Consider the following 23,401-nt stretch of genomic DNA (forward strand, 5'->3'; position numbering starts at 1 on the left):
GTTACCGTCGAAGAATGAGTGTGACGGATCTCTCAATGGAACCGACCACGGACCCGCTGACGTGCCCGGTTCTCGATTACGGCGACCAAGCGCTGATGCTGGAATGTGACAGCACCGCTGACGTATTGGCATGGACAGCGGCGTTGCGTGAGGCGGCGCTACCCGGCGTGGTCGATATAGTCCCGGCCTCACGCACCGTGCTGGTCAAGCTCAACGAACCCCGCTACCAGGGGGTCACCCGGCAGCGGATGCGCAAGTTGCGGGTTAACCCTGACGCCACCGGTTCGGCGGATCACCAGGACATCGTGGTGATCGACGTCGTCTACGACGGCCCAGACCTCACCGAGGTCGCCAGCCAAACCGGCCTGACCACCGCACAAGTCATCAACGCCCACACCAGCACCCCCTGGCGCGTGGGCTTCAGCGGGGCCATTCCGGGTTTCGCGTACCTCCTAGGCGGTGACCCGCGTCTGCGGGTGCCGCGTCGGGCCGAGCTGCGGACGTTGGTGCCGGCCGGTTCGGTCGCCCTCGCGGGCGAATTCAGCGCCATATATCCACGCCAATCGCCCAGCGGGTGGCAGATCATCGGCCACACCGACGCCGACCTGTGGGATATCGACCGACCCAACCCGGCGCTGCTTACCCAGGGCACCTGGGTCCGGTTCCGGGCCGCGTAATCGACAGTTGGCGAGCCCGAAGAGGAGGATGGCCGTGACAACAACTCTGGAAATCCTGCATAGTGGACCGCTGGCCGTCGTCCAAGATCTCGGCAGGACGGGCCTGGCTCACCTCGGCGTCGGCCGGTCCGGTGCCGCCGACCGCCGCTCGCACACGCTGGCCAACCGGCTGGTCGCCAATCCCGGCGACCGTGCCACCATCGAAGTGACCTTCGGCGGCTTCGCGGCGCGGGTGCGCGGCGGTGACGTCGATATCGCAGTGACGGGCGCCGATACCGACCCAACCGTGAACGGAAAATTGTTTGGCACCAACAGCATTCACCATGTCCGCGATGGCCAGGTGATCTCACTGGGCACCCCGTGCGCCGGCCTGCGGTCGTACCTGGCGGTGCGCGGCGGGATATCCGTCACGCCGGTGCTGGGGTCGCGCAGCTACGACGTGATGTCGGCGATCGGACCACTGCCACTGCAGGCCGGTGATGTACTTCCGGTCGGCGAACACACCGACGACTACCCAGAACTCGACCAGGCCCCGGTGCCCGCAATTGCCGCGCATCTAGTTGAACTGATGGTGGTTCCCGGGCCGCGCGACGATTGGTTCGTCGATCCCGATGCCTTGGTGCACACGATCTGGATGGCATCCAGCCGCAGCGACCGGGTGGGCATGCGAATGGAAGGCCGCCCGATGCAATATCGCGACCCAAACCGTCAATTGCCCAGTGAGGGCGCTACCCGTGGCGCGATTCAGGTGCCGCCCAATGGATTACCAGTGATCCTGGGCCCCGATCACCCGATCACCGGCGGCTACCCTGTCGTCGGCGTCGTGGTCGACGAGGACATCGACAAGGTCGCCCAGGTGCGGCCCGGCCAGTATGTGCGGATGCACTGGGCGCGGCCGCGCTCTCGGGTGGGAACCCGGTCCTAATTGCACCCACAGGTACACACGGCTCGCCTGGTCCACACCGCCGATCTCGACAGCGAGACTCGTCAGGGCATCCGCGAGATGGTCACCGGTGCCTTCGCTGGCGACTTCACCGAGACGGACTGGGAGCACACACTCGGCGGGATGCATGCCCTGATCTGGCATCACGGCGCGATCATCGCGCATGCTGCGGTGGTGCAGCGCCGCCTGATATACGGCGACAGAGCGCTGCGGTGCGGCTACGTCGAAGGTGTTGCGGTACGGGAGGATTGGCGTGGCCAGGGGCTGGTGCGGGCGCTGCTGGACGGGGTCGAACAGGTAATGCGCGGCGCCTACCAACTCGGAGCGCTCAGCTCCTCGGCACGGGCTCGCGGGCTCTACGCATCGCGCGGCTGGTTGCCCTGGCTCGGCCCGACGTCGGTGCTGGCTCCGACCGGTCCGATGCGCACACCCGACGACGACGGAACTATCTTCGTATTGCCAGTCGACATCGAGCTAGATACCTCCGCGGAGCTGATGTGCGATTGGCGCGCAGGAGATGTCTGGTAACCCGCATTTGTGGTGCACGCCACAAGAATTGATCTGTCAGCGACCTACCAGAGAACTGGGATTCAACTTTCAGCCGATATTGCCCCAATCGATTTGACTGTATTCCATCATCGATGTGAGCATCGAAACACGCGGGGCTGCACGACTGTTCATCTTGAGGCGCCCACCGGGCCAGCACATCGGCCAGCATCACATCGATTCGGACACAACCCGTTCTATGGATCGGCCACGAAAGGCGAAGACCGTATGGGGCGAAACCATCACCTCGCGGACTGGAATCCTGAAGACTCCGCGGCGTGGGAAGCCGGCAACAACAAGATCGCTCGGCGCAATCTGCTGTGCACGGTGGCCGGCGACCACCTAGGTTTTTCGATCTGGTCCCTGTGGTCGGTGATGACGCTGTTCATGCCGGCATCCGTGTACGGCCTTACCTCGGGCGACAAGCTGCTGCTAGGTGCGGTAGCCACTCTGGTCGGCGGCTGCGTGCGCATCCCCTACACCTTGGGCATCGCCAAATTCGGCGGCCGCAACTGGACAACATTCTCGGCGTTCGTGCTGCTGATCCCGACCGTGGGAACCATCGTGCTGCTGGCCAACCCCGGGCTACCGCTGTGGCCGTATGTAGTGTGCGCGGCGCTGACCGGCCTTGGCGGCGGCAACTACGCGGCATCGCTGGCCAACGTCAACGCGTTCTACCCACAGCGGCTCAAGGGGTGGGCGCTTGCGGTCAACGCCGGCGGCGGCAATCTGGGCGTCGCGGTGATCCAATTGGTCGGCCTGCTGGTGCTCGCAACCGCGGGCCACGAAGCGCCGTATTGGGTCTGCGCGGTCTACCTGGTGCTATTGGCAATCGTTGGGATCGCGGCGGCACTGTTCATGGACAACCTCGATCATGGCATCGAGGCAAACACCATGCGTTCCATCCTTTTCGTGCGTCACACCTGGGTAATCTCGCTGCTCTACATATGCACCTTTGGCTCCTGGATCGGGTTTGCATTCGCGTTCGGCCAGGTGCTGCAGGTCAATTTTGAGGCGGGCGGCGAAAGTGTGAAGCACGCGTCGCTACACGCCGCGCAGATCGCCTTTGTTGGACCGTTATTGGGTTCGCTGGCCCGGATATATGGTGGGCGGCTGGCCGACCGCATCGGCGGCAGCCGCGTCACCCTCGGCGTGCTGGGCGGCATGATTCTGGCAGCCGGGCTGCTGGTCGGCATCAGCACCCTGGACGACAACGGCGCCAGCACGAGTGCCGTCACCCTGATCGGCTACGTCGTTGGATTCATTGCTTTGTTCATTCTTGCCGGCATGGGCAATGGATCGGTGTTCAAGCTGATCCCGTCGATCTTTGAAGCACGAAGTCGCCGATTGAATATCAGCGAGGCGGAACGCCGCCACTGGTCGCGCGCCATGTCTGGGTCGCTGATCGGATTCTGTGCGGCGGTCGGCGCACTCGGCGGAGTGGGCATCAACTTGGCGCTGCGCGAGTCCTACCTCCGCAGCGGCACGGAGACGTCGGCGTACTGGTTGTTCATGGCCTCGTATGTCGTTGCTGCGCTCCTAACCTGGGTGATGTATGTACGAAGGCCATTTTCGGCAGTAAACATCCCCCAGACGAAAGCTGAATGCGTATCAGCCCAGGTGTGATTGACGCCGCTGAAGGGGGCAATGCGTCAGCAATTGCTTGGTAACGCGGCTGAAATTTCCTAGGCATACAAACTTCATATGGCCCAGCCAGACCCTGCGCCACTAACCGGCTACCGGGTTGCGGTGACGTCAGCTCGCCGCGCCGAGGAGCTGTGCGCCATGCTGCGCCGCCAGGGGGCCGAGGTCTACAGTGCGCCGGCGATCAGCATGATCGCCCTGCCCGACGACGATGAACTGCACAGTCACACTGAGGCATTGATCGTTAACCCGCCCGACATCTTGGTAGCGCACACGGGCATTGGCTTTCGTGGCTGGGTGGCAGCGGCGGAGGGCTGGGGGCTGGCCAGTCAGCTCATCGAATCGTTGTCGTCGGCCCGGATCGTGTCGCGTGGACCAAAAGCTACCGGGGCCTTGCGCGCCGCCGGCCTGCGCGAGGAGTGGTCCCCAGAGTCGGAGTCGTCGCAGGAAGTGCTGGAATATCTGCTCGAATCAGGCGTATCCGGAATGCGCATCGCTATCCAGTTGCATGGCGCCGCCGATGCGTGGGATCCGTTCCCCGATTTTCTCAGCGGGTTGCGTTCCGCCGGTGCCGAAGTGGTGCCCATCCGGGTGTACCGCTGGAAGCCAACACCACTGGGCGGTGAATTCGACCAGTTGGTCACCGGGATTGCCCGGCGACAGTTCGACGCGGTCAGTTTCACGTCGGCACCTGCCGCGGCCGCGGTGCTGGAACGTGGCCGCGAGTTGGACATCGAGGACCAATTGGTGGAAGCGATGCGCACGGCGGTACACGCGATGTGCGTTGGCCCGGTAACGTCGCGGCCGCTGATCCGAAGGGGGATACCGACGTCGGCGCCCGAGCGAATGCGGTTGGGAGCCTTGGCCCGCCACATTGCCGAGGAGCTGCCGCTGCTGGGGTCATGCAGTCTGAAGGTCGCCGGCCACCTGATCGACATTCGCGGGACCTGCGTGCTGGTCGACGGTTCGGTCAAGACACTCTCAGGGTCGGGAATGGCGATCCTGCGCGCGCTGGCGCAACGTCCCGGCGACGTCGTCGCACGCGGGGACCTGCTACGCGTGCTGCCCGGTAACGGCGGGGACACCCACGCGGTGGACACCGCCGTACTGCGGCTGCGAACGGCGTTGGGCGACAAGAACATCGTGGCGACGGTGGTCAAACGTGGTTACCGGCTGGCCGTGGACCCCGAGCGGAGTGCCCGGTGAGTCTTGTCCTCGCGGCACACGGAACCCGTCGGCCGTCGGGCATCGCCATGATCGGCGACCTTGCCGCGCGAGTGAGCGCGCTTGTCGAGTCGACCGTGCAGGTTGCTTTCGTCGACGTGCTGGGACCCACACCAGGCGAAGTGCTTTCCGCGCTCTGTCAAGCCGAGGCTTGCGGGCGGCCCGCGATTGTGGTGCCGGCCTTCTTGTCCCGCGGATACCATGTTCGCGCCGACCTGCCCGCCCATGTCATCGCAAGCGGGCACCCGAATGTCATCGTCACCCCCGCTTTGGGGCCAAGTCCCGACATTGCGCGGATAGTCGCCCAGCAGCTGATGGAATCGGGTTGGCGTCCCGGCGATTCGGTGATCCTCGGGGCCGCGGGCACATCGGACCGAAGGGCGTACGCAGATCTGTGTCACACCGCGGCGCTGCTGTCCGCGCTGATCGGATCGCGGGTGAATTTGGGCTTTGCGGCCACCGGATATCCGGATGTACAGGAGGCGGTCTCTAACGCCCGCCGCAATGGCGCCGGCCGTGTCGTGGTTGCCTCTTACTTGCTTGCCGAAGGTCTGTTCCAAGAGCGGTTACGCGGCTGCGGCGCCGATCTGGTAACCACACCGGTGGGCACCCATCCCGGTGTAGCGCGGCTGATTGCCAATCGATTCCGCAGGGCAGCGCCGCGCCGAGCAGGCATTCAACGGCCGCACCACCTACCGAATTGCGTGGCGCGCACAGCTTTGCCGGCAAGGCGCGCCGGGGACGGCGACGCTTGATCTTTGATGCCTTCCGGGCGATCCTGACACCATGGCCCGTAACGAAGAGCCGTCGCGTGGGCTCCTCGACCCGGTAGCGAAGATGCTGCGGTTACCGTTCGGCACACCAGAGTTCATCGACAAGATCGTCACCGGGAGCGTCAATCAGGTTGGCAGGCGGACGCTGTACGTCCTGATCACCACGTGGGATGCGGCAGGCGGCGGTCCGTTCGCGGCAAGCGCCGTCGCATCCACCGGGCTCGCCAAAACCGCCGAAATCGTGCAGTCCATGTTCATCGGGCCAATTTTCAACCCGCTGCTCAAGATGCTGGGTGCGGACAAGATCGCCATCCGGGCGTCGTTGTGCGCCTCTCAGCTTGTTGGTTTGGGCATCATGCGCTACGGCGTACGCTCCGAACCCCTGCACTCGATGTCGGTAGAAGCCCTCGTCGACGCCATTGGCCCGACGATGCAGCGCTATCTCGTCGGCAAGATCGACTGAAGCTCAAGCCGCCGATTGGCTCAGGCCGCCATCCGCGCAACCTGAATGTGGCCTTCGGGCGTCACGCGCGCCGAGTACACCGGCACCGACACGCGCGGGTCGTCAAGGCACGAACCGTCGTCGAGCGCGAAAGCCTGCTTCAGGATCGGCGATTGGACCGTGGCACGGCCTTCGCGATCGCCGACGATCCCGCGCGACATCACCGCCGCACCGGAGAACGGGTCGACATTGCCGACCGCACGCACCGAGCCGTCGTCCAGCCGGAACAACGCCGCCTGGCTGCCATCGTCGAGCAGGACGCCAACGCCGCGCCCCGGGATGAGGCGGTCATAGTCGCAGGCGGTGGTCCATACCTGAATGTCGTTGAGAAGCGTCATGATTCCTCCCTAGTTACGATCTAACCCGCGGCATGCCAATGGGCACAGGCACTTTGCGCCCGGCGCGTTCGGTAAATGCCACTGTGGCGTCGACCGCGTCGGGGGCGTTGACGAACGAGACGAACCGCGACAGTTTGTCCGGGTCCTCCAGCACGCCCTTCCATTCGCACTTGTAGTTGGCAACATGCCGCTCCATCGCCTCCTCGAATTCCCCGGCAAGGCCCAGCGAGTCTTCACATACGACCTCGCGCACGTGATCGAGCCCAAGCGATTCCACCCACGGTGCGGTGCGCTGCAGCCGGTCGGCGGTGCGGATGTAGTACATGAGGAACCGGTCGACGTAGCGGGTCAACGTCTCGGTGTCGAGGTCGCTGGCCAGCAGCTGCGCGTGCTTGGGGGTCATCCCACCGTTGCCGCCGACGTAGAGGTTCCAGCCCTTTTCGGTGGCGATCACACCAACGTCCTTGCCGCGGGCCTCGGCGCACTCCCGCGCGCAGCCCGAGACGCCCAGCTTGATCTTGTGGGGTGCTCGCAGACCGCGGTACCGCAGTTCGAGATCGATCGCCAGCTGCACCGAGTCCTGCTGCCCATAGCGACACCAATCACTGCCCACGCAGCTCTTGACGGTGCGCAGCGCCTTGCCGTACGCGTGGCCCGATTCCATGCCGCCGTCGACCAGCCGTTTCCAGATCAGCGGCAGCTGATCCACGCGGGCGCCGAACAGGTCGATACGCTGGCCGCCGGTGATCTTGGTATACAACCCGAAGTCCTGCGCGATCTGGCCGATCAGGATCAGGTGCTCGGGCTTGATGTCACCGCCGGGCACCCGGGGAACCACCGAGTAGCTGCCGTTCTTCTGGATATTGGCCAGGAAGTGGTCGTTGGAGTCCTGCAGTGACGCCTGCTCGCCGTCCAGAATGTGGTCGGAGCCGGTGGACGCCAGGATGGAGGCGACCGCGGGTTTACAGATGTCGCAACCCTTTCCGCGGCCGAAGCGCTCCAACAGCCCGGAGAATGTCCGGGTTTCGGTGGCGGTGATGATTTGGAAAAGTTCGGCCCGTGACTGGCTGAAGTGCTCGCACAGCGCCTTGGACTGCTCCACGCCCTCGGCTTCCAACAGCTGCTTGAGCAGGGGCACACACGATCCGCACGACGTGCCAGCCGAGGTGCACGCCTTGAGCGCGGGAACGTCGCCGCAGCCATCGGCGATCGCGCACTTCAGATCGCCCTTGGTGACGTTGTTGCACGAGCAGATCTGCGCCGAATCCGGCAGCGCCCCAACTCCCAAAGCGCCAGCGCCCTCGCCAGACCCGGCCGGTGCGATCAGCGCCAGCGGGTCACCGGGCAACTCGCTACCGACCATGGGCCGCAATACCCCGTACGACGAGGCATCGCCCACCAGCACACCGCCGAGCAAGGTCTTGGCGTCGTCGGAGAGCACAAGTTTGGCGTAGGTGCGGTTGACCGCATCGTTGATGACGACCTCGAGGCAGTTCTCGGTCGCACCCATTGCATCACCGAAGCTGGCAACATCGACCCCTAGCAGCTTGAGCTTGGTCGACAAGTCGGCTTCCGGGAACTCCGCGGTGCCGTCGAGCAGGCGGTCGGCCACCACCTCCGCGCTGGTGTAGCCCGGTCCGACCAGGCCGTAGCACCGCCCCTCGATCGCCGCGACCTCGCCAACTGCGTAAATGTCAGGATCGCTTGTCCGGCAGGACAAGTCGGTGAGCACACCGCCGCGCTCCGCGATCGTCAACCCGGCGGCCCGCGCTAGTTCGTCTCGCGGTCGGATCCCAGCGGCGAAAATCAGCACGCCGGCATCGATAACCTCACCATCGGTGAGGTGTACCCGTATCGCCTCCGAACCATCCGAATACGCAACGGGCTCAATCGATTCGGTGCCCGTAGCGACGTGGATCGCGATTCCCAGATCGCCGATCATCCGGGCCAGCAGCGCACCGCCGGCCTCGTCGATTTGCTGGGCCATTAATCGCGGCATCATCTCGACGACGTGTGTCCGCAAACCGAACTGGCGCAACGCATTGGCGGCTTCGAGCCCCAGCAAGCCGCCGCCGATGACCACCCCTGCGCCCGCGTGTCCGGAGTCCAGGGCGCGCTGGGCGCCGGCGCGGATGGCGTCGAGGTCGTCCAGCGTGCGGTAGACGTGACAGAGGGGCAGGTCATGGCCGGGCACCGGCGGAACGAAGGCGTAGGATCCAGTGGCCAGCACCAGGGTGTCGTAACTGTGCCGCTGGCCGTCCGCGGTAACCACCGACTTTGTCGCACGGTCGATCTCGGTGACCCGGGTGTTCAGCAGCAAGCGAACCCGTTCGTCACTGGCGTAGTCGTTGCCCGGCAGAGCCAGCAGGTTCCGATCCCAGCGTTCGGTGTAGGAGGTCAGGCCGACCCGGTCGTAGGCCGGGTCGGCCTCCTCGGCCAGCACCGTGATCCGCCAGGAGCCGCTTGTGTCACGTGCGCGGAGCGCCTCCACAAACCGGTGGCCCACCATGCCGTGCCCCACCACGAGCACATGGCTCGGGCAGGGTGAGTCGGCATCGCGCGCGCGCAGATTTCCGGCTGAGGACATGGATCTGAGGGTAAGGGCGGGAAATTACCGAAAAATCGCCAAATGTGACGCGCGGATGACGCTGTGATCACACCTGGCGAGAAGCTGTGTGACTCCGTTCGCCTAGCGCGAACGCCCAGGTGGAACTTAAGCGTGGTCGACTCAAGTTATTGGTAGTAGCCGGCCGACAAGGCGCCGGACACAGCAAACTCACAAAGAAGTATAAGGAGATATCCATGAGCAATCTCGCACTGTGGTCGCGTCCGGCCTGGGACACCGATCGCTGGCTGCGCGACTTCTTCGGCCCTGCGTCTCTGGACTGGTACAAGCCAGTGACCAGCGGATTCAACCCAGCCGCCGAGATCGTCAAGGACGGCGATGACGCAGTGGTTCGGCTGGAACTGCCGGGTGTTGACGTCGAAAACGACGTTAACGTCGAGCTGGACAGAGGCCGGCTAGTGATTCACGGCGAACACCGCGACGAGCACTCGGAGGAGCAGGATGGCCGCACATTGCGCGAGATCCGTTACGGCTCGTTCCGGCGGTCCTTCCAGGTGCCCGCGCACGTCACCAGCGAGGCCATTTCGGCTTCCTACGACGCCGGTGTGTTAACGGTCCGGGTAACCGGGGCCTACACCGGGACTCAGGCGCAGCGCATCGCAATCACGAAGTAACGGCGCGACCAGACGCAACTGCCCCCACACGCCCGGCGAGTCGGGGGCATTTGCGTCTGCTCGGCATTACCGCCAGCGGGCGAGCAGCTCCTTGGTCCGGGCGGACAAGGCGTATTGCAGAAACGGGCCGAAGCTGATTCGGCCAACGCCCAGCGGACCGAAGGTTGCCAGGTCGTCCTGGTCGGGCAACGCGATCGCATTGATCGGCAACGGCAACTCGGTCGCTAAGCGCCGCAACGTATCTGGCTCGTGGCGACCCACCGGGTAGAGCACGTCGGCACCGGCTGCCGCGGCGTCGGTCAGCCGCGCGATAGCCCGCTCGACGCGATCTGCCTCGGCACCGTCTTGGCGCAGAAAGAGATCGGTGCGGGCATTGACCACCACGTGCACGCCGGCCGCATCCGCGGCCGACCGCAACGCACCCACCAGTTCAGCATGTTCACCGGAAGACCGCAGCCGCTTGCCTTCGGAATGCACGGTGTCTTCGATGTTCAGCCCAACGGCACCAACACTCAACAGGCCGTCGATCAGACTGGACGCCGGCAGCCCATAGCCGGATTCGATGTCCACCGATACCGGGACGTCAACGGCCGCAGTGATCTGAGCAACCCGAGTGAGCACGTCGTCAAACGACATGCCTTCGTTGTCCGCTTTGCCGACCGAATCGGCCATCGGATGGCTCCCCACAGTCAGAGCCGCAAATCCGGCATCGGTGGCCAGCCGCGCCGACCAGGCATCCCACACCGTCGGCAGCACTACGGGGTTGCCCGGTTGATGCAGCTCCAGCAACGTCCTGGCACGGTCGGCCGGCGTGGTTTGACCTGGCATGAGCATTGCTTCCTGATCAGGTGACCCTTGAATACGGCGAGAGTAATCCGACGTCTGGCTTGGACTGTGGATAGTATCGGTTGGCGTACTGTGATCCATAACACCCGTTAGCCCAGGGAGCATCCGTTGTCCGCGACTACTGAACTCGCCGAACTGCACGACCTCATCGGTGGTTTGCGGCGGTGCGTGACCTCGCTGAAGACCCGCTACGGCGACAACCCGGCGATGCGGCGCATCGTCATCGACGCCGATCGAATCCTCAGTGACATTCAATTGCTCGACACCGATGTGTCTGAATTGGATTTGGATCGCGCCACTGTGCAGCAATCCGGCGAGAAGATCGCCATCCCCGACACCGACTACGACCGGGATTTCTGGCGTGATGTCGACGACGAGGGTGTCGGAGGTCACAGCAGGTACTGACAACGAAGCCCCCCTAAATAGGGGGCTCTCACTCTGTGTACCCTTCGACAGACAGCCCGTTCGAAGAGGAACACATTAGATGAGCGCACCCACGGCGAACCGTCCTGTGACCGGCGTTTTCTCACCCGGCAGGGCCCAAATACCCGAGCGGACACTTCGTACCGACCGCTGGTGGTCGGCACCGCTGATAACCAACGTCGGGTTGCTGGCATTCATCCTCTACGCGACAACGCGGGCATTTTGGGGCAGCGGGTACTGGGTTGAGAAATACCATTACCTAACACCGTTCTACTCACCGTGCGTCAGCGCGTCATGCACGCCGGGTGCCAGCCACCTGGGGGTCTGGTTTGGACATTTCCCTTGGTGGATTCCGTTGGGAGCGATGGTATTACCGTTCCTGCTCGGTTTCCGGATTACTTGTTACTACTACCGCAAGGCCTACTATCGGTCGGTGTGGCAGTCACCGACCGGCTGCGCGGTGCCTGAACCGCGGGCGCACTACACCGGGGAAACCCGGTTGCCGTTGATCATTCAGAACAGCCACCGCTACTTCTTCTACTTCGCGATGGTGGTGTCACTGATTAACACCTACGACGCGATAGTGGCGTTCCACTCGCCCACTGGTTTCGGATTCGGTTTGGGCAATGTGATTTTGGTGGTCAATGTGCTCCTACTGTGGGCCTACACCGTTTCGTGTCATTCGTGCCGGCACGTTACCGGCGGCCGGTTGAAGCATTTCTCCAAACACCCTGTCCGGTATTGGATCTGGACACAAGTCAGTAAGTTGAATACTCGGCACATGATGTTTGCGTGGATCACCTTGGGGACTTTGTCGCTGACCGACTTTTACATCATGCTGGTCGCCAGCGGCACCATCCAAGACTTCAGGTTTATTGGCTGATAAGCCATTTCGAGATTACCAGAATTAGGCTAGCGAGGTTTCATGGTTGAGGTCGAACGGCACGCCTACGACGTAGTGGTGATCGGTGCCGGCGGCGCTGGGTTGCGTGCTGTGATCGAGGCGCGAGAACGTGGCCTGAAGGTCGCGGTGGTATGCAAATCCCTATTCGGCAAAGCCCACACGGTGATGGCCGAGGGTGGCTGCGCCGCCGCGATGGGCAACGCAAACCCGAAAGACAACTGGAAGACCCATTTCGGCGACACCATGCGCGGTGGGAAGTTCCTCAACAACTGGCGCATGGCCGAATTGCACGCCAAGGAGGCGCCGGACCGGGTCTGGGAGATGGAGACCTACGGCGCGCTCTTCGACCGCACCAATGACGGTCGAATCAGCCAACGCAACTTCGGCGGGCACACCTATCCACGGCTGGCGCACGTCGGCGACCGCACCGGCCTGGAGCTGATCCGAACCTTGCAGCAGAAGATCGTGTCGCTGCAGCAGGAAGATCACGCCGAGCTCGGCGATTACGAGGCCCGGATCAAGGTGTTCGCCGAATGCACGATCACCGAACTGATCAAGGACGGTCCCGAAAGCCAGGAGCGCATCGCCGGAGCGTTCGGCTACTGGCGGGAAAGCGGCCGGTTCATCTTGTTCGAAGCCCCCGCGGTCGTGCTCGCCACCGGCGGAATCGGTAAGTCGTTCAAGGTGACGTCCAACTCCTGGGAGTACACCGGCGACGGGCACGCCTTGGCGCTGCGCGCCGGCGCGTCACTGATCAACATGGAGTTCGTCCAATTCCACCCGACGGGCATGGTGTGGCCGCCCAGTGTGAAGGGGATTTTGGTCACCGAGGGTGTTCGGGGTGACGGCGGAGTTCTGAAAAACTCCGAGGACAAGCGATTCATGTTCGACTACATCCCGCCGGTGTTCAAAGGCCAGTACGCCGAGACCGAACAAGAAGCCGACCAGTGGCTCAAGGACAACGACTCGGCCCGTCGCACCCCGGACTTGCTGCCCCGCGATGAGGTTGCCCGCGCCATCAATTCGGAGGTCAAAGCGGGCCGCGGAACTCCCCACGGCGGGGTCTACCTCGATATCGCATCGCGGCTGACACCTGCCGACATCAAGCGTCGACTGCCGTCGATGTATCACCAGTTCATGGAGCTCGCCGAAGTCGATATCACTAAGCAGCCAATGGAGGTCGGGCCAACCTGTCACTACGTGATGGGCGGTGTTGAGGTCGACGCTGACACCGGCGCGGCGACGGTGCCCGGTCTGTTCGCCGCCGGCGAATGCTCCGGCGGCATGCACGGCTCCAACCGGCTGGGCGGCAATTCACTGTCCGATCTGCTGGTCTTTGGCCGGCGAGCGGGTCTCGGGGCCGCCGACTACGTGCGCGCGCTGAGCAGCCGTCCGGCGGTGTCCCCGGAGGCCGTCGATACCGCGGCCAAGCAGGCGCTGCTGCCCTTTGAAGGCCCGAAAGATGGCTCAGCGCCGGAGAATCCGTATGCGCTGCAGATGGATTTGCAGTACTTGATGAACGACTTAGTCGGGATCATCCGCAACGAGGAAGAGATATCCCGGGCGCTGACCCTGCTGGGCGAGCTGCGGCAGCGGTACCAGCGCGTGCAAGTCGAAGGGCACCGGCAATACAACCCGGGCTGGAACCTTGCCATCGACTTGCGCAACATGCTTATGGTCAGCGAGTGCGTGGCCAAGGCAGCCCTGGAACGCACGGAGAGCCGGGGCGGCCACACCCGTGACGACCATCCCGGCATGGACCCCAACTGGCGCAACACATTGCTGGTCTGTCGCGCCACCGAAGGCAACGCCGACGGTTCCCACGTCAGCATCACGCGGCAGCCGCAGGTACCAATGCGGCCGGACTTGCTGGAGCTCTTCGAGATCTCGGAGCTGGAGAAGTACTACACCGACGAAGAGCTGGCCGAGCATCCAGGACGGAGAGGTTAAATGACCTACAACGCGAGCATGCGGGTCTGGCGCGGCGACGAGACCGGCGGCGAACTTCGCGATTTCACCGTCGAGGTTCACGAGGGCGAGGTGGTACTCGACATCATCCTGCGTCTGCAGCAAACGCAATCGCCGGACCTGGCGGTGCGCTGGAACTGCAAGGCGGGCAAGTGCGGATCCTGTTCGGCAGAGATCAATGGCAAACCGCGACTGATGTGCATGACCCGGATGTCGACTTTCGCCGAGGACGAGATCGTCACCGTGACCCCGATGCGGACCTTCCCGGTGATTCGCGATCTGGTCACCGACGTCTCATTCAATTACCAGAAGGCGCGCGAGATCCCGTCTTTCGCTCCCCCCAAGGAACTGCAGCCCGGCGAGTATCGGATGGCGCAAGTCGATGTCGCGCGCTCGCAGGAGTTCCGCAAGTGCATCGAATGCTTCCTGTGCCAAAACGTTTGCCACGTGGTGCGTGATCACGAAGAAAACAAGGAAGCGTTCGCCGGGCCAAGGTTCCTGATGCGGATCGCCGAGCTCGAGATGCACCCGCTGGACACCCGGGACCGGCGCAACCTGGCGCAGGAGGAGCACGGCCTGGGCTACTGCAACATCACCAAGTGCTGCACCGAGGTGTGCCCGGAAAACATCAAGATCACCGACAATGCGCTGATCCCGATGAAGGAGCGGGTCGCCGACCGCAAGTACGACCCGGTGGTGTGGCTGGGTAACAAGTTGTTCCGCCGCTAGCCTTCGGTTCCCAGTCCGATCAGCCCGAGGCGCCGTCGGTTCCGTTGGACCCGTGCGGTCCCGCCTTCGACGAAACTTGTCGTGGTGACGGATGATTGGCGCAGCTATTCGCCGAGTCGGCGAAATTCGCTGCGGTGGAATACGATCGACGCTACGTCCGAATCCACCGTGACCTCGCAGACCAACAGCACCACGATCGTGTGATCCCCGGCCGGGTCAGTTGTTAGATGGCACTCGCCAGCCATAGCGCGGTGCCTTTGACCCTACTCTTATCAGGGATCCGGTGTGAAACCTGACCTTTGAGGGTGAATTCTGGGAGGGAAGACCGGCCGGATCCCGCCCTGGACACACGCTGAAAGCCGTGAATTCACAGTCGATCTCGAGGCCGGGGTCGATGCTCGAGTCACAACCGATCTTCTGAGAAGGCGCGCTACGCGAGATAAGTATTGATTCGAAATGCATTGTACAGCAATGCAATTGGCAGATCGATAGACTGTCGGCTTGGTGATGGGATCACTTATCGAGACGGCGGATCTGGTCGATTCGAGTCGCCTGGCGCCCGAATTCCGTCTGTTCGCGGGTAGCGTTCACTCAATCTGCGGGAGCGAGCCGCTTCGCCGAGTAGCCGGCCATCACATTTAGCAGAAGTACTATCGCCACCGGCCACCACGCGTCATGGACCTGGGCGATGAGGCACAGCACCGAACTCAAACCGATCAAGCCGGCGCTGATGACCAGCTGTCCGAAGGAAATGAGCGAAATCCGTAGCGCCGGGTCGGCGTAGTGGGCAATCCAAAGTTGACCTGCCGTGAATACGCTTTGATTCGCGATCGATGCAAGCGCAATCACGAGACCAATGGCGACGATGTTGGGCCACGATCCGGCTACCTGGAACGCGATGGCTACTACTGCCGCAGCGATGCTGATGAGCGCACTGCCGACAAACAAGCCGATCAGACCGAATCTCTCGCGGATGCGGTTCCACAACCGGATCGCACCCAGAAGTCCAACACAGACGAAAAGGACGACGACCACGACGTTGTCGTGCTCGTCCCCCGGTGTCGCTGCGACGCGGATGCTGTAGAACGCGCACCCTAGGACGACCGATCCGAAGAGCACCTGGACCAGCAGATACCGGCGATACCAACTACTGGTCCGGACGGTCACCCAACCGACATGCATGAGTTTGTTCAGTCGGGGCGCACGGTGAACCTTGGGGATTATCCGGTGAGGTAGCGCCAGGCACACCAGCCCCGAAATGGCCATTGCCGCAGTAGCCGTCCAAAGGAGGCGGACATTGTTCGTCAACTGATCTTCGCGGTGTACGAATGACAACGCCACCGTGGCCATGGCCGTCAAGGCCGCCCCCACGCCGGCTTCGGTCAGAAGGATGTGAGCTCTGGTAGTTCCTGACGGCATAGCCGCCACCAAGTCCGCGAACGCGACGAAGGAGAACGCCGACACCGCCCCGATCAGAATCACATTGACTACGAATAGGATTCCGGCGAAGTTTCCGTTGCCGATCGTTGCGCACAAGGCGTTGACGCCCGCCAGTACTGCCAAACAGGACACGATAGTGACCAGGCGGCGACGCCCGGGGACCGCCGCTAATGCTGCCGGCGCAAGCACATTCCCGATCGCTCCACCGGCCGTGAAGGCGGGAAAAATCAGAGCTGCTATCCACAATTCGGCGTGGAGTTCGGCGACCACGAACGGCAGCACGATTGGGACATTCCCGAGTTGAAGCGCGGTCCGATAAAAGCCGCTCTGCGTGATTATCAACCAAATAACGCGCCTGGTCGTGCCATCGATGTGGCCCGCCGACTGCGATGTTCCTACCATGCTCTAGCGCAGGTTGGTCTGGGTGCTCATCACCCCACCAAGGTTTCTTGTTCACGGCGTGAGACCGGAAAGGAGCGCGTGAACTTCGGAGAATCCTTACGCAGTGCGGGTGATGCAATCAACTCTGCGACCGTCTGAGCACCTATGTCACCGATAATGATCGTCGCAAGAGCTCCAGAGTCAAATGTGTAGACTTCGCCGTTGGCCGAAATGAAAAAATGCGTCCGCGCCCGCCGATCCACATCTTGGGCCCAGATTCCCAGTTGAGGGTAGGCCCGCTTCAGTTGCCGTGTTCGTTCACGGAAATGGGTTGTCTCGATTTGCATCCGGGCTGTCAGGGCAGGAGTTGCACGCAGGTCCCACCATTGAAACATCGACCAACTCACGATCGACCCATACTGGCAGAGCATCTGCGCGACGTCTTCCATGTCGTCGATGTTGCCGGCCGTAACCGTCGTATTCACTTTTACCGCAATCTCGTATTCACTACAAAGTTCAAGCGCGTACCGAATACGGGCAAACAAATCATTTTTGCCCTTGCGGAAGCCCGCGATTACATCTTGCGCTGAACCGTCGACCGGTAGACCTAGATAAGTGATTTTCCCCCGGAGCGCTTCGGCCATTTCGGCCGTGAGGCTGTACCCGACAGTGTCGATGGCAACGCGAAGACCACAGTGATACGCATGGTCGACGAACGTGAGAATGTCGTCCCATTCCAGCGGGTCGCCGCCGGATATCACCAGTTCCTCAACTCCCGCGGCGACCAGCTTTTCGGCCACCATCATGGCGTTGCGCAGCGGGAGCGTGCGAGAGTTGAAGATGTTGTAGCAGCCCACGCACACCAGGGGGCAGCGGTTATAGATCCCCCAATTCACCTGGGTGAGCTTGCCGCTGGCGCCTGATTTCGATTCGGCGAGCATCGTGCGGACGCTCCGGTGGACCTCAGCGGCGCGGTCTCGCAGATTATTGGAAAGATCGCTACCGGGGCCCGTGGCACGACCCAAAAGGTAGTTAGCACGCTCCAACGAAAGCCGGGTCGGCATGCATTGGGCGAGAACAGTCGCGAGCTCATAGCGAACGGTGTCGGTTGGCGCTATCCGAAGCTCATCTTCCAGCTCTGCGCGCAGTTCGGTGAATCCCGCGATCGTGAAGTTCTCAAATAAGAGCCGGCGCTCAAACCGGCTGTCGCGATCGACGGATGGCTTAACCCAATCGACCGGTCGCAACACTGTGGTGTTTGTTTTTGGGGCTACTGATTCTGCGCCCTTAGTCGAGCGGTCTAGAAGGCTAACTGTATCCACGCCACCGAGAATCGCGAAGACATCGTCTCGATCGATGTACACGTGGTCCTCCTGCGTGGAAAGTGGACAAGACATTACTAACTGGTAAAGGGATGGCGCCAGCGTTTCGTGTCAAATCGTTTAGCGCTCGGGTTGTGCAAAGTGCACTGTTGGCACCGTCGAGCCGTATGCGGTGTGTCGAATTGAGCGTTGGAGCGTTTAGACGCCGAGTCGGCGAAATTCGCTGCGGTGGAATACGATCGGCGCCACGTCCGAATCCACCGTGACCTCGCTGACCCGCAGTACCACGATCGTGTGATCCCCGGCCGGGATCAGTTGTTCGATGGCACTCTCGAGCCATAACGCGGTGCCTTTGATGAAGACCGCGCCGCTACCGGTGGACACCGTCTCCAAGCCGGCAAACCTATCCCCGGTCTTGGCGGCCAGGGTGCGCACGGCGGCGTCATGGGCCTCACCCAGCACGCTGATGCCCAGCATCGGCACGCCTTTGAGTTTCGGCCAGGTCGTAGAGGTGTTCTGTACGCAGAACGACACCAACGGTGGTTCCAGCGAGACAGGCACAAAGGTGCTGGCTGCCAGGCCTTCCCGCACCCCATCAACCTGGGCTGCGATGGCCACTACCCCGGTGGGGAAGTGACCGAAGGCCTCGCGCAGTGACGACGGTGTCAGATTGCTATTCGAGTTCACCGGTCTTCATTCGTCCGTTGAGCCGAGAACGGAATTCTCGTATGTGACCCTACCCGCCGAGTACCCGTGCGCGGCAGCCACATCCGGGTGGGCTCGCAGCCTGCTCTTCCAGGCGTTGCGCCCGTAGCCCGTGAAGATCGGGTCCGAGGGGTCCTCCATTAGGCGGGCACGTCTGGCCAGTTCGTCGGGCAGCGTCAGCATCGGTATCTGCGCGTCCAGCCGCGGATTGAAGAAGTACGGCACCGAAATTCGATCCGACGCCGAGTGGCCCAGCTTCACCCGGTGTTCAGTGGCCCGCAGGTAGCCGCGTGTCGCGACCTCCAGCAGCTCACCGATGTTGACGATGAACGCCCCGGCCAGTGGAGGCACGTCGATCCAATCTTGGACCCCGTCCCTGCGACGCACCTGCAGGCCCGTGCTGCCCGGCTCGGCCAGCAGCAGCGTGAGCACCCCGGCGTCCTTGTGCGCACCCACGCCCTGCGAGGTGGCCGCGCGGGCGGGATAGCGCACGATCTTGATCAGGGTGGCGGGCTTTTCGGCGAACGCCTCGTCGAACACGTCGGCTCGGCTGCCCAGCGACGCCGCCCAATGCCGCAGCAGCGTCCGGCCCACCTCTGACAGCGCGGCATCCCACTCGGCGATAACGACGGGCAACTCCGCCAGGGCCGCCGGCCACTGGTTGGGGCCCTGCAGCCACAAGTAATCGGGCTTACCCGGACCGCCGATCGGCGGGTGCTCCGGTCCAACGTCGATTTGTTCGCGCCAGTCCACCGCACCCCGAGTCAGCTCACCGCCCAGCCGGGTGTAGCCGCGGAAATGTGGACTGTGCACCATCGCGACAGCGTCCTTATCGGCCTGCGGCAACGCGAACAGCCGACGCGCGGCCGCGAGCACCCTGTCCGCGAGCGCCTGGGGCACCTGGTGGCCGATCAGATAGAAGAAGCCCACCTCATGGGCCGCCTCGCGGAGGCCGGTGCGCAAGTGTTCGGGGTCCGCACGCAGGTCCAACACCGGTAGCGTCGTGACATCCCCCGGATGGGTCATCTGACCATCATCGTCGCAGGTGGACGTGCCTGCCAGGGCTGCGATCAGCACCATTCCAACCGGATGGTTAGTTAGATGGTGCAATCTTGCTCACACTGACTTGCGTTCAACTATGCAACGGAGATATTTTAACGGTGTTACTGGTGGGTAACTTGCTGTGAGTACCCAACCATCAGGTGGCACTCTCAATGAGGAGGACCGTAGTGAGCCACTACAAGAGCAACGTCCGCGACCAGGAATTTAACCTGTTCGAAGTCTTGGGCGTTGACAAGGCCTTGAGTGCCGGCGAATACGCCGACCTCGACGCCGACACCGCCCGCGAAATGCTTGCCGAGGTCAGCCGGTTAGCCGAGGGCCCCGTCGCCGAATCATTCATCGAGGGCGACCGCACCCCGCCGGTCTTCGACCCGAACACCCACTCGGTGACGCTGCCGGAGTCATTCAAGAAGTCCGTCAATGCAGTGCTGGAGGCCGGCTGGGACAAGGCCGGCATCGACGAGGCACTCGGCGGCATGGCCATGCCCAAGGCATTGGTGTGGGCGGTGCACGAGCACATCCTGGGTGCCAACCCGGCGGTGTGGATGTACGCCGGGGGCGCCGGCTTCGCCAACATCCTCTACCACCTCGGAACCGAGGAGCAGAAGAAGTGGGCCGTGACGGCGGCCGAGCGCAACTGGGGTTCGACGATGGTGCTTACCGAGCCGGACGCCGGCTCGGACGTAGGTGCCGGCCGGACCAAGGCTGTACAGCAGGAGGACGGTTCCTGGCACATCGACGGTGTCAAGCGGTTCATCACCTCGGGTGACTCCGATGACCTGTTCGAGAACATCTTTCACCTCGTGCTTGCCCGGCCCGAGGGCGCCGGTCCAGGCACCAAGGGACTGTCGCTGTTCTTCGTGCCCAAGTTCCTGTTCGACTTCGAGACCGGCGAATTGGGCGAGCGTAACGGCGTCTTCGTCACCAACGTCGAGCACAAGATGGGCCTGAAGGTTTCGGCGACGTGTGAGCTGTCGCTGGGCCAGCATGGTGTGCCGGCCAAGGGCTGGCTGGTCGGCGAGGTGCACGACGGCATCGCGCAGATGTTCGAGGTCATCGAGCAGGCCCGCATGATGGTCGGCACCAAGGCCATCGCCACGCTGTCGACCGGCTACCTGAACGCGCTGGAATACGCCAAATCCCGCGTGCAGGGCGCCGACCTGACCCAGATGACCGACAAGACCGCGCCGCGGGTGACAATCACTCACCACCCCGACGTACGCCGGTCGCTGATGACCCAGAAGGCCTACGCCGAGGGTCTGCGTGCGCTATACCTCTACACCGCCACCTACCAGGACGCGGCGGTCGCCGAGGCGGTGCACGGCGTGGACGCCAACCTGGCCGTCAAGGTCAACGACCTGATGCTGCCGCTGGTCAAGGGCGTCGGTTCTGAGCAGGCCTACGCGAAGCTCACCGAGAGCCTGCAGACGCTTGGTGGGTCCGGCTTCTTGCAGGACTACCCGATCGAGCAGTACATCCGCGACGCCAAGATCGACTCCCTGTACGAGGGCACCACCGCCATCCAGGCGCAGGACTTCTTCTTCCGCAAGATCGTCCGCGACAAGGGTGTGGCGCTGGCCCACGTGTCGGGTCAGATCCAGGAGTTCGTCGACAGCGAGTCCGGCAACGGCCGCCTGAAGACCGAACGCGCGCTGCTGGCCAAGGCGCTTACCGATGTGCAGGCGATGGCCGCCTCGTTGACCGGCTACCTGATGGCCGCGCAGCAGGACGTCACCAGCCTCTACAAGGTCGGCCTGGGTTCGGTGCGCTTCCTGATGAGCGTCGGCGACCTGGTTATCGGCTGGTTGCTGCAGCGTCAGGCGGCGGTGGCCGTCGAGGCGCTCGATGCCGGTGCCACGGGTGCCGAAAGGTCGTTCTACGAGGGCAAGGTCGCGGTGGCGTCGTTCTTCGCGAAGAACTTCCTGCCGCTGTTGACCAGCACCCGCGAGGTGATCGAGACGCTCGACAACGAGATCATGGAGCTCGACGAGGCCGCCTTCTAGGCCATAAACACCAAGATCCTCCGTTCCTACGAACGGGGGATCTTGGCGTGTAGGCCTGTACCACGACACTGACACCACGCACACGACATGCCGCAGCGAGTGTGTTTGGTTTCAATCTCGGCGACGGCCAGGCCACCAAAGGGGGTGTGCCCAAAAAAGACCGCCGCTGGATCCCCTCATTCCAGCGGCGGTCTTTTTCGTACGCCCGTCTCCGCAGACCGGCGGTCGACCTTAGGGATTGCCCCGCGTTGCCGTCGGGGTCGGGGGGTCAGACCACAACACGGGGCTATCCGAGCGTCGGGATACCCAAATCGCTGATTTACTAACCCACCCATTTAGAAATGCCATTCGGGCTGGCATCAGGCTTCCAGAATCGCGGCCACACCTTGGCCACCCGCGGCACAGATTGAAATCAGCCCCCGAACCGGCTTGCCGGATTTGCCCTTTTGCTCCGCCTTCTTCTCGGCGATCTGCTTCGCAGTCTGGGCAAGAATGCGTCCGCCAGTGGCCGCGAAGGGGTGCCCGGCAGCCAGCGACGAACCGTTGACGTTGAGCTTGGACCGATCGATCGACCCGAGTGCAGCGTCCAGGCCCAGTCGCTGCTTGCAGTATTCCTCGGACTCCCAGGCCTGAAGATGGGCCAGCACCACCGAAGCGAACGCTTCGTGGATTTCGTAGAAATCGAAATCCTGCAAGGTCAGGCCGTTCCGCGCCAAAAGCCGGGGCACCGCGTAGGTGGGGGCCATCAGCAGGCCGTCGTTCCCATTGACGTAGTCCACTGCCGCGGTCTCGGCATCCACGAAGTAGGCCAGCGGGGTCAGTGAATGCTCGGCCGCCCATTCGTCGGTAGCCAGCAAAGCGACCGACGCGCCGTCGGTCAGCGGAGTCGAATTGCCCGCCGTCATCGTCGCGTCGCCAGCCTTTACCCCGAAGACCGGGCGCAGCGCGGCCAGCTTCTCGATGCTGGCGTCGGGGCGCAGGTTGTCGTCGCGATACAGGCCCAGGAACGGCGTGACTAGATCGTCGAAGAAACCCCGATCGTAGGCGTCGGCCATATTGCGGTGGCTGGCGACGGCCAGCTCGTCCTGGTCGACGCGCTTGATGCCCATTTGCTTGGCGGTAATGGCTGCATGCTCGCCCATCGACAGCCCGGTCCGCGGCTCGCTGTTGGCCGGTACCGCGATCCCGAGGTTGGCGGGCAAGTTGCCCACCAGCTTCAGCCGTTGCACGTTGGACTTGGAGCGGCGCAGCTTCAGCAGGGTGCGGCGTAAGTCGTCGCCCAGCGCAATCGGCGCGTCCGACGTGGTGTCCACCCCGCCGGCGGCGGCAACTTCGTAGCGGCCGGCGGCGATGCCGTCGGCGGCGATGATCGCCGCTTGCAGACCGGTGCCGCAAGCCTGCTGCAGATCGACTGCAGGGGTGTACGAGGACAGCTCGGATCCCAGCACGCATTCGCGCATCAGGTTGAAGTCGCGGCTGTGCTTCAGCACCGCACCGCCCACAACCGCGCCCAGCCGCTCGCCGGCCAGCCCGAAGCGGTCGACCAGCCCACCGAGTGCGGCGGTGAACATGTCCTGGTTGGACGCCTCGGCATAGGCGCGGTCGGATCGACCGAAGGGGATGCGGTTGCCGCCAAGAACGGCAACCCTTCGTCTCGACGGGCTCGGCTCAGAGCTTGCAGGGGCCAATTTTTTTCTCCGTGTGTCGCCACTCGTAGGGGGTTAGTTTTGG

General features: G+C 63.2%; 21 protein-coding genes and 1 pseudogene. 13 read left to right on the top strand and 9 right to left on the bottom strand.

Going from position 1 to position 23,401, the window contains the following annotated elements; all coding sequences use genetic code 11:
- Positions 1 to 14: 14 nt before the first annotated feature.
- The 7 genes from MSIMFI_RS04050 (at position 15) to MSIMFI_RS04080 (ending at position 6,270) form a co-directional block, all read left to right on the top strand.
- Entirely contained in the window at positions 15 to 677 is a 663-nt protein-coding gene (locus MSIMFI_RS04050) for a 5-oxoprolinase subunit B family protein (RefSeq protein WP_191496228.1), read from the top strand.
- 34 nt (positions 678 to 711) lie between these two features.
- Positions 712 to 1,602, top strand: a complete 891-nt coding sequence (locus MSIMFI_RS04055; RefSeq protein WP_396819395.1) for a 5-oxoprolinase/urea amidolyase family protein — start codon at positions 712 to 714, stop codon at positions 1,600 to 1,602.
- A complete protein-coding gene (gene aac(2')-Ic / locus MSIMFI_RS04060) occupies positions 1,603 to 2,148 on the top strand; it encodes an aminoglycoside N-acetyltransferase AAC(2')-Ic (protein ID WP_186241275.1) in 546 nt (181 codons plus the stop codon).
- Positions 2,149 to 2,394: 246 nt separating this feature from the next.
- Complete coding sequence (locus MSIMFI_RS04065; protein ID WP_191496230.1) at positions 2,395 to 3,792, top strand: nitrate/nitrite transporter; 1,398 nt, start codon at positions 2,395 to 2,397, stop codon at positions 3,790 to 3,792.
- 78 nt (positions 3,793 to 3,870) lie between these two features.
- Positions 3,871 to 5,016, top strand: coding sequence for a uroporphyrinogen-III synthase (locus tag MSIMFI_RS04070; protein ID WP_191496231.1), 1,146 nt, complete (start codon positions 3,871 to 3,873; stop codon positions 5,014 to 5,016).
- Positions 5,013 to 5,789: a sirohydrochlorin chelatase gene (locus MSIMFI_RS04075; protein WP_191496232.1), complete on the top strand. Its 777-nt coding sequence runs from the start codon at positions 5,013 to 5,015 to the stop codon at positions 5,787 to 5,789. The genes MSIMFI_RS04070 and MSIMFI_RS04075 overlap by 4 nt, the downstream gene beginning before the upstream one ends.
- 31 nt (positions 5,790 to 5,820) lie before the next feature.
- Entirely contained in the window at positions 5,821 to 6,270 is a 450-nt protein-coding gene (locus tag MSIMFI_RS04080) for a TetR/AcrR family transcriptional regulator (RefSeq protein WP_191496233.1), read from the top strand.
- Positions 6,271 to 6,290: 20 nt separating this feature from the next.
- Here the strand turns inward: MSIMFI_RS04080 and nirD are convergent, their stop codons facing one another.
- The gene (gene nirD, locus MSIMFI_RS04085; protein ID WP_191496234.1) at positions 6,291 to 6,647 is read right to left on the bottom strand and encodes a nitrite reductase small subunit NirD; all 357 of its coding nucleotides are present in this window, start codon (positions 6,645 to 6,647) and stop codon (positions 6,291 to 6,293) included.
- A 13-nt stretch (positions 6,648 to 6,660) separates the two neighbouring features.
- Positions 6,661 to 9,234, bottom strand: a complete 2,574-nt coding sequence (gene nirB / locus MSIMFI_RS04090; RefSeq protein ID WP_191496235.1) for a nitrite reductase large subunit NirB — start codon at positions 9,232 to 9,234, stop codon at positions 6,661 to 6,663.
- A 215-nt stretch (positions 9,235 to 9,449) separates the two neighbouring features.
- On the opposite strand from nirB, the gene MSIMFI_RS04095 reads away from it, so the two are divergent.
- Positions 9,450 to 9,887, top strand: coding sequence for an Hsp20/alpha crystallin family protein (locus MSIMFI_RS04095; protein ID WP_191496236.1), 438 nt, complete (start codon positions 9,450 to 9,452; stop codon positions 9,885 to 9,887).
- Between the two features lie 66 nt (positions 9,888 to 9,953).
- Here MSIMFI_RS04095 and MSIMFI_RS04100 read toward each other — a convergent pair whose 3' ends face one another.
- Entirely contained in the window at positions 9,954 to 10,715 is a 762-nt protein-coding gene (locus MSIMFI_RS04100; protein WP_191496237.1) for an isocitrate lyase/PEP mutase family protein, read from the bottom strand.
- A gap of 126 nt (positions 10,716 to 10,841) precedes the next feature.
- Here MSIMFI_RS04100 and MSIMFI_RS04105 point away from each other — a divergent pair, with 126 nt between their 5' ends.
- From MSIMFI_RS04105 to MSIMFI_RS04120, 4 genes are all read left to right on the top strand, one after another.
- Positions 10,842 to 11,138, top strand: a complete 297-nt coding sequence (locus tag MSIMFI_RS04105; protein WP_085251612.1) for a hypothetical protein — start codon at positions 10,842 to 10,844, stop codon at positions 11,136 to 11,138.
- A gap of 79 nt (positions 11,139 to 11,217) precedes the next feature.
- Complete coding sequence (locus MSIMFI_RS04110; protein ID WP_186241266.1) at positions 11,218 to 12,039, top strand: hypothetical protein; 822 nt, start codon at positions 11,218 to 11,220, stop codon at positions 12,037 to 12,039.
- Between the two features lie 42 nt (positions 12,040 to 12,081).
- Entirely contained in the window at positions 12,082 to 14,010 is a 1,929-nt protein-coding gene (locus MSIMFI_RS04115; protein WP_191496238.1) for a fumarate reductase/succinate dehydrogenase flavoprotein subunit, read from the top strand.
- The gene (locus MSIMFI_RS04120) at positions 14,011 to 14,757 is read left to right on the top strand and encodes a succinate dehydrogenase/fumarate reductase iron-sulfur subunit (protein WP_191496239.1); all 747 of its coding nucleotides are present in this window, start codon (positions 14,011 to 14,013) and stop codon (positions 14,755 to 14,757) included.
- A 104-nt stretch (positions 14,758 to 14,861) separates the two neighbouring features.
- Here the strand turns inward: MSIMFI_RS04120 and MSIMFI_RS04125 are convergent.
- From MSIMFI_RS04125 to MSIMFI_RS04145, 5 genes and pseudogenes are all read right to left on the bottom strand, one after another.
- Positions 14,862 to 15,019 (bottom strand): annotated as a pseudogene (locus tag MSIMFI_RS04125) (oxidoreductase); the annotation flags it as partial.
- A 329-nt stretch (positions 15,020 to 15,348) separates the two neighbouring features.
- Positions 15,349 to 16,599, bottom strand: a complete 1,251-nt coding sequence (locus MSIMFI_RS04130; RefSeq protein WP_191496240.1) for a hypothetical protein — start codon at positions 16,597 to 16,599, stop codon at positions 15,349 to 15,351.
- A 29-nt stretch (positions 16,600 to 16,628) separates the two neighbouring features.
- Positions 16,629 to 17,942: a radical SAM protein gene (locus MSIMFI_RS04135; protein ID WP_191496241.1), complete on the bottom strand. Its 1,314-nt coding sequence runs from the start codon at positions 17,940 to 17,942 to the stop codon at positions 16,629 to 16,631.
- Between the two features lie 156 nt (positions 17,943 to 18,098).
- On the bottom strand, positions 18,099 to 18,587 hold the full coding sequence (locus tag MSIMFI_RS04140) for a flavin reductase family protein (RefSeq protein WP_191496242.1): 489 nt from the start codon (positions 18,585 to 18,587) through the stop codon (positions 18,099 to 18,101).
- 6 nt (positions 18,588 to 18,593) lie between these two features.
- A complete protein-coding gene (locus MSIMFI_RS04145; RefSeq protein WP_191496243.1) occupies positions 18,594 to 19,631 on the bottom strand; it encodes an isopenicillin N synthase family dioxygenase in 1,038 nt (345 codons plus the stop codon).
- Positions 19,632 to 19,834: 203 nt separating this feature from the next.
- On the opposite strand from MSIMFI_RS04145, the gene MSIMFI_RS04150 reads away from it, so the two are divergent.
- A complete protein-coding gene (locus MSIMFI_RS04150) occupies positions 19,835 to 21,670 on the top strand; it encodes an acyl-CoA dehydrogenase (protein WP_191496244.1) in 1,836 nt (611 codons plus the stop codon).
- A 359-nt stretch (positions 21,671 to 22,029) separates the two neighbouring features.
- Here MSIMFI_RS04150 and MSIMFI_RS04155 read toward each other — a convergent pair whose 3' ends face one another.
- Entirely contained in the window at positions 22,030 to 23,358 is a 1,329-nt protein-coding gene (locus MSIMFI_RS04155) for an acetyl-CoA C-acetyltransferase (RefSeq protein WP_191496245.1), read from the bottom strand.
- Between the last annotated feature and the right edge of the window lie 43 nt (positions 23,359 to 23,401).

Source organism: Mycobacterium simulans (assembly GCF_900232995.1).
Classification (GTDB): domain Bacteria; phylum Actinomycetota; class Actinomycetes; order Mycobacteriales; family Mycobacteriaceae; genus Mycobacterium; species Mycobacterium simulans.

What these genes read in the sequence shown, in the direction of transcription:
- MSIMFI_RS04130 (WP_191496240.1), bottom strand. Translation starts at nt 16,599, where the DNA reads ATGGTAGGAACATCGCAGTCGGCGGGCCACATCGATGGCACGACCAGG.
- MSIMFI_RS04080 (WP_191496233.1), top strand. Translation starts at nt 5,821, where the DNA reads ATGGCCCGTAACGAAGAGCCGTCGCGTGGGCTCCTCGACCCGGTAGCG.
- nirB (WP_191496235.1), bottom strand. Translation starts at nt 9,234, where the DNA reads ATGTCCTCAGCCGGAAATCTGCGCGCGCGCGATGCCGACTCACCCTGC.
- nirD (WP_191496234.1), bottom strand. Translation starts at nt 6,647, where the DNA reads ATGACGCTTCTCAACGACATTCAGGTATGGACCACCGCCTGCGACTAT.
- MSIMFI_RS04050 (WP_191496228.1), top strand. Translation starts at nt 15, where the DNA reads ATGAGTGTGACGGATCTCTCAATGGAACCGACCACGGACCCGCTGACG.
- MSIMFI_RS04070 (WP_191496231.1), top strand. Translation starts at nt 3,871, where the DNA reads ATGGCCCAGCCAGACCCTGCGCCACTAACCGGCTACCGGGTTGCGGTG.
- MSIMFI_RS04100 (WP_191496237.1), bottom strand. Translation starts at nt 10,715, where the DNA reads ATGCCAGGTCAAACCACGCCGGCCGACCGTGCCAGGACGTTGCTGGAG.
- MSIMFI_RS04145 (WP_191496243.1), bottom strand. Translation starts at nt 19,631, where the DNA reads ATGACCCATCCGGGGGATGTCACGACGCTACCGGTGTTGGACCTGCGT.
- MSIMFI_RS04120 (WP_191496239.1), top strand. Translation starts at nt 14,011, where the DNA reads ATGACCTACAACGCGAGCATGCGGGTCTGGCGCGGCGACGAGACCGGC.
- MSIMFI_RS04095 (WP_191496236.1), top strand. Translation starts at nt 9,450, where the DNA reads ATGAGCAATCTCGCACTGTGGTCGCGTCCGGCCTGGGACACCGATCGC.
- MSIMFI_RS04065 (WP_191496230.1), top strand. Translation starts at nt 2,395, where the DNA reads ATGGGGCGAAACCATCACCTCGCGGACTGGAATCCTGAAGACTCCGCG.
- MSIMFI_RS04115 (WP_191496238.1), top strand. Translation starts at nt 12,082, where the DNA reads ATGGTTGAGGTCGAACGGCACGCCTACGACGTAGTGGTGATCGGTGCC.
- MSIMFI_RS04110 (WP_186241266.1), top strand. Translation starts at nt 11,218, where the DNA reads ATGAGCGCACCCACGGCGAACCGTCCTGTGACCGGCGTTTTCTCACCC.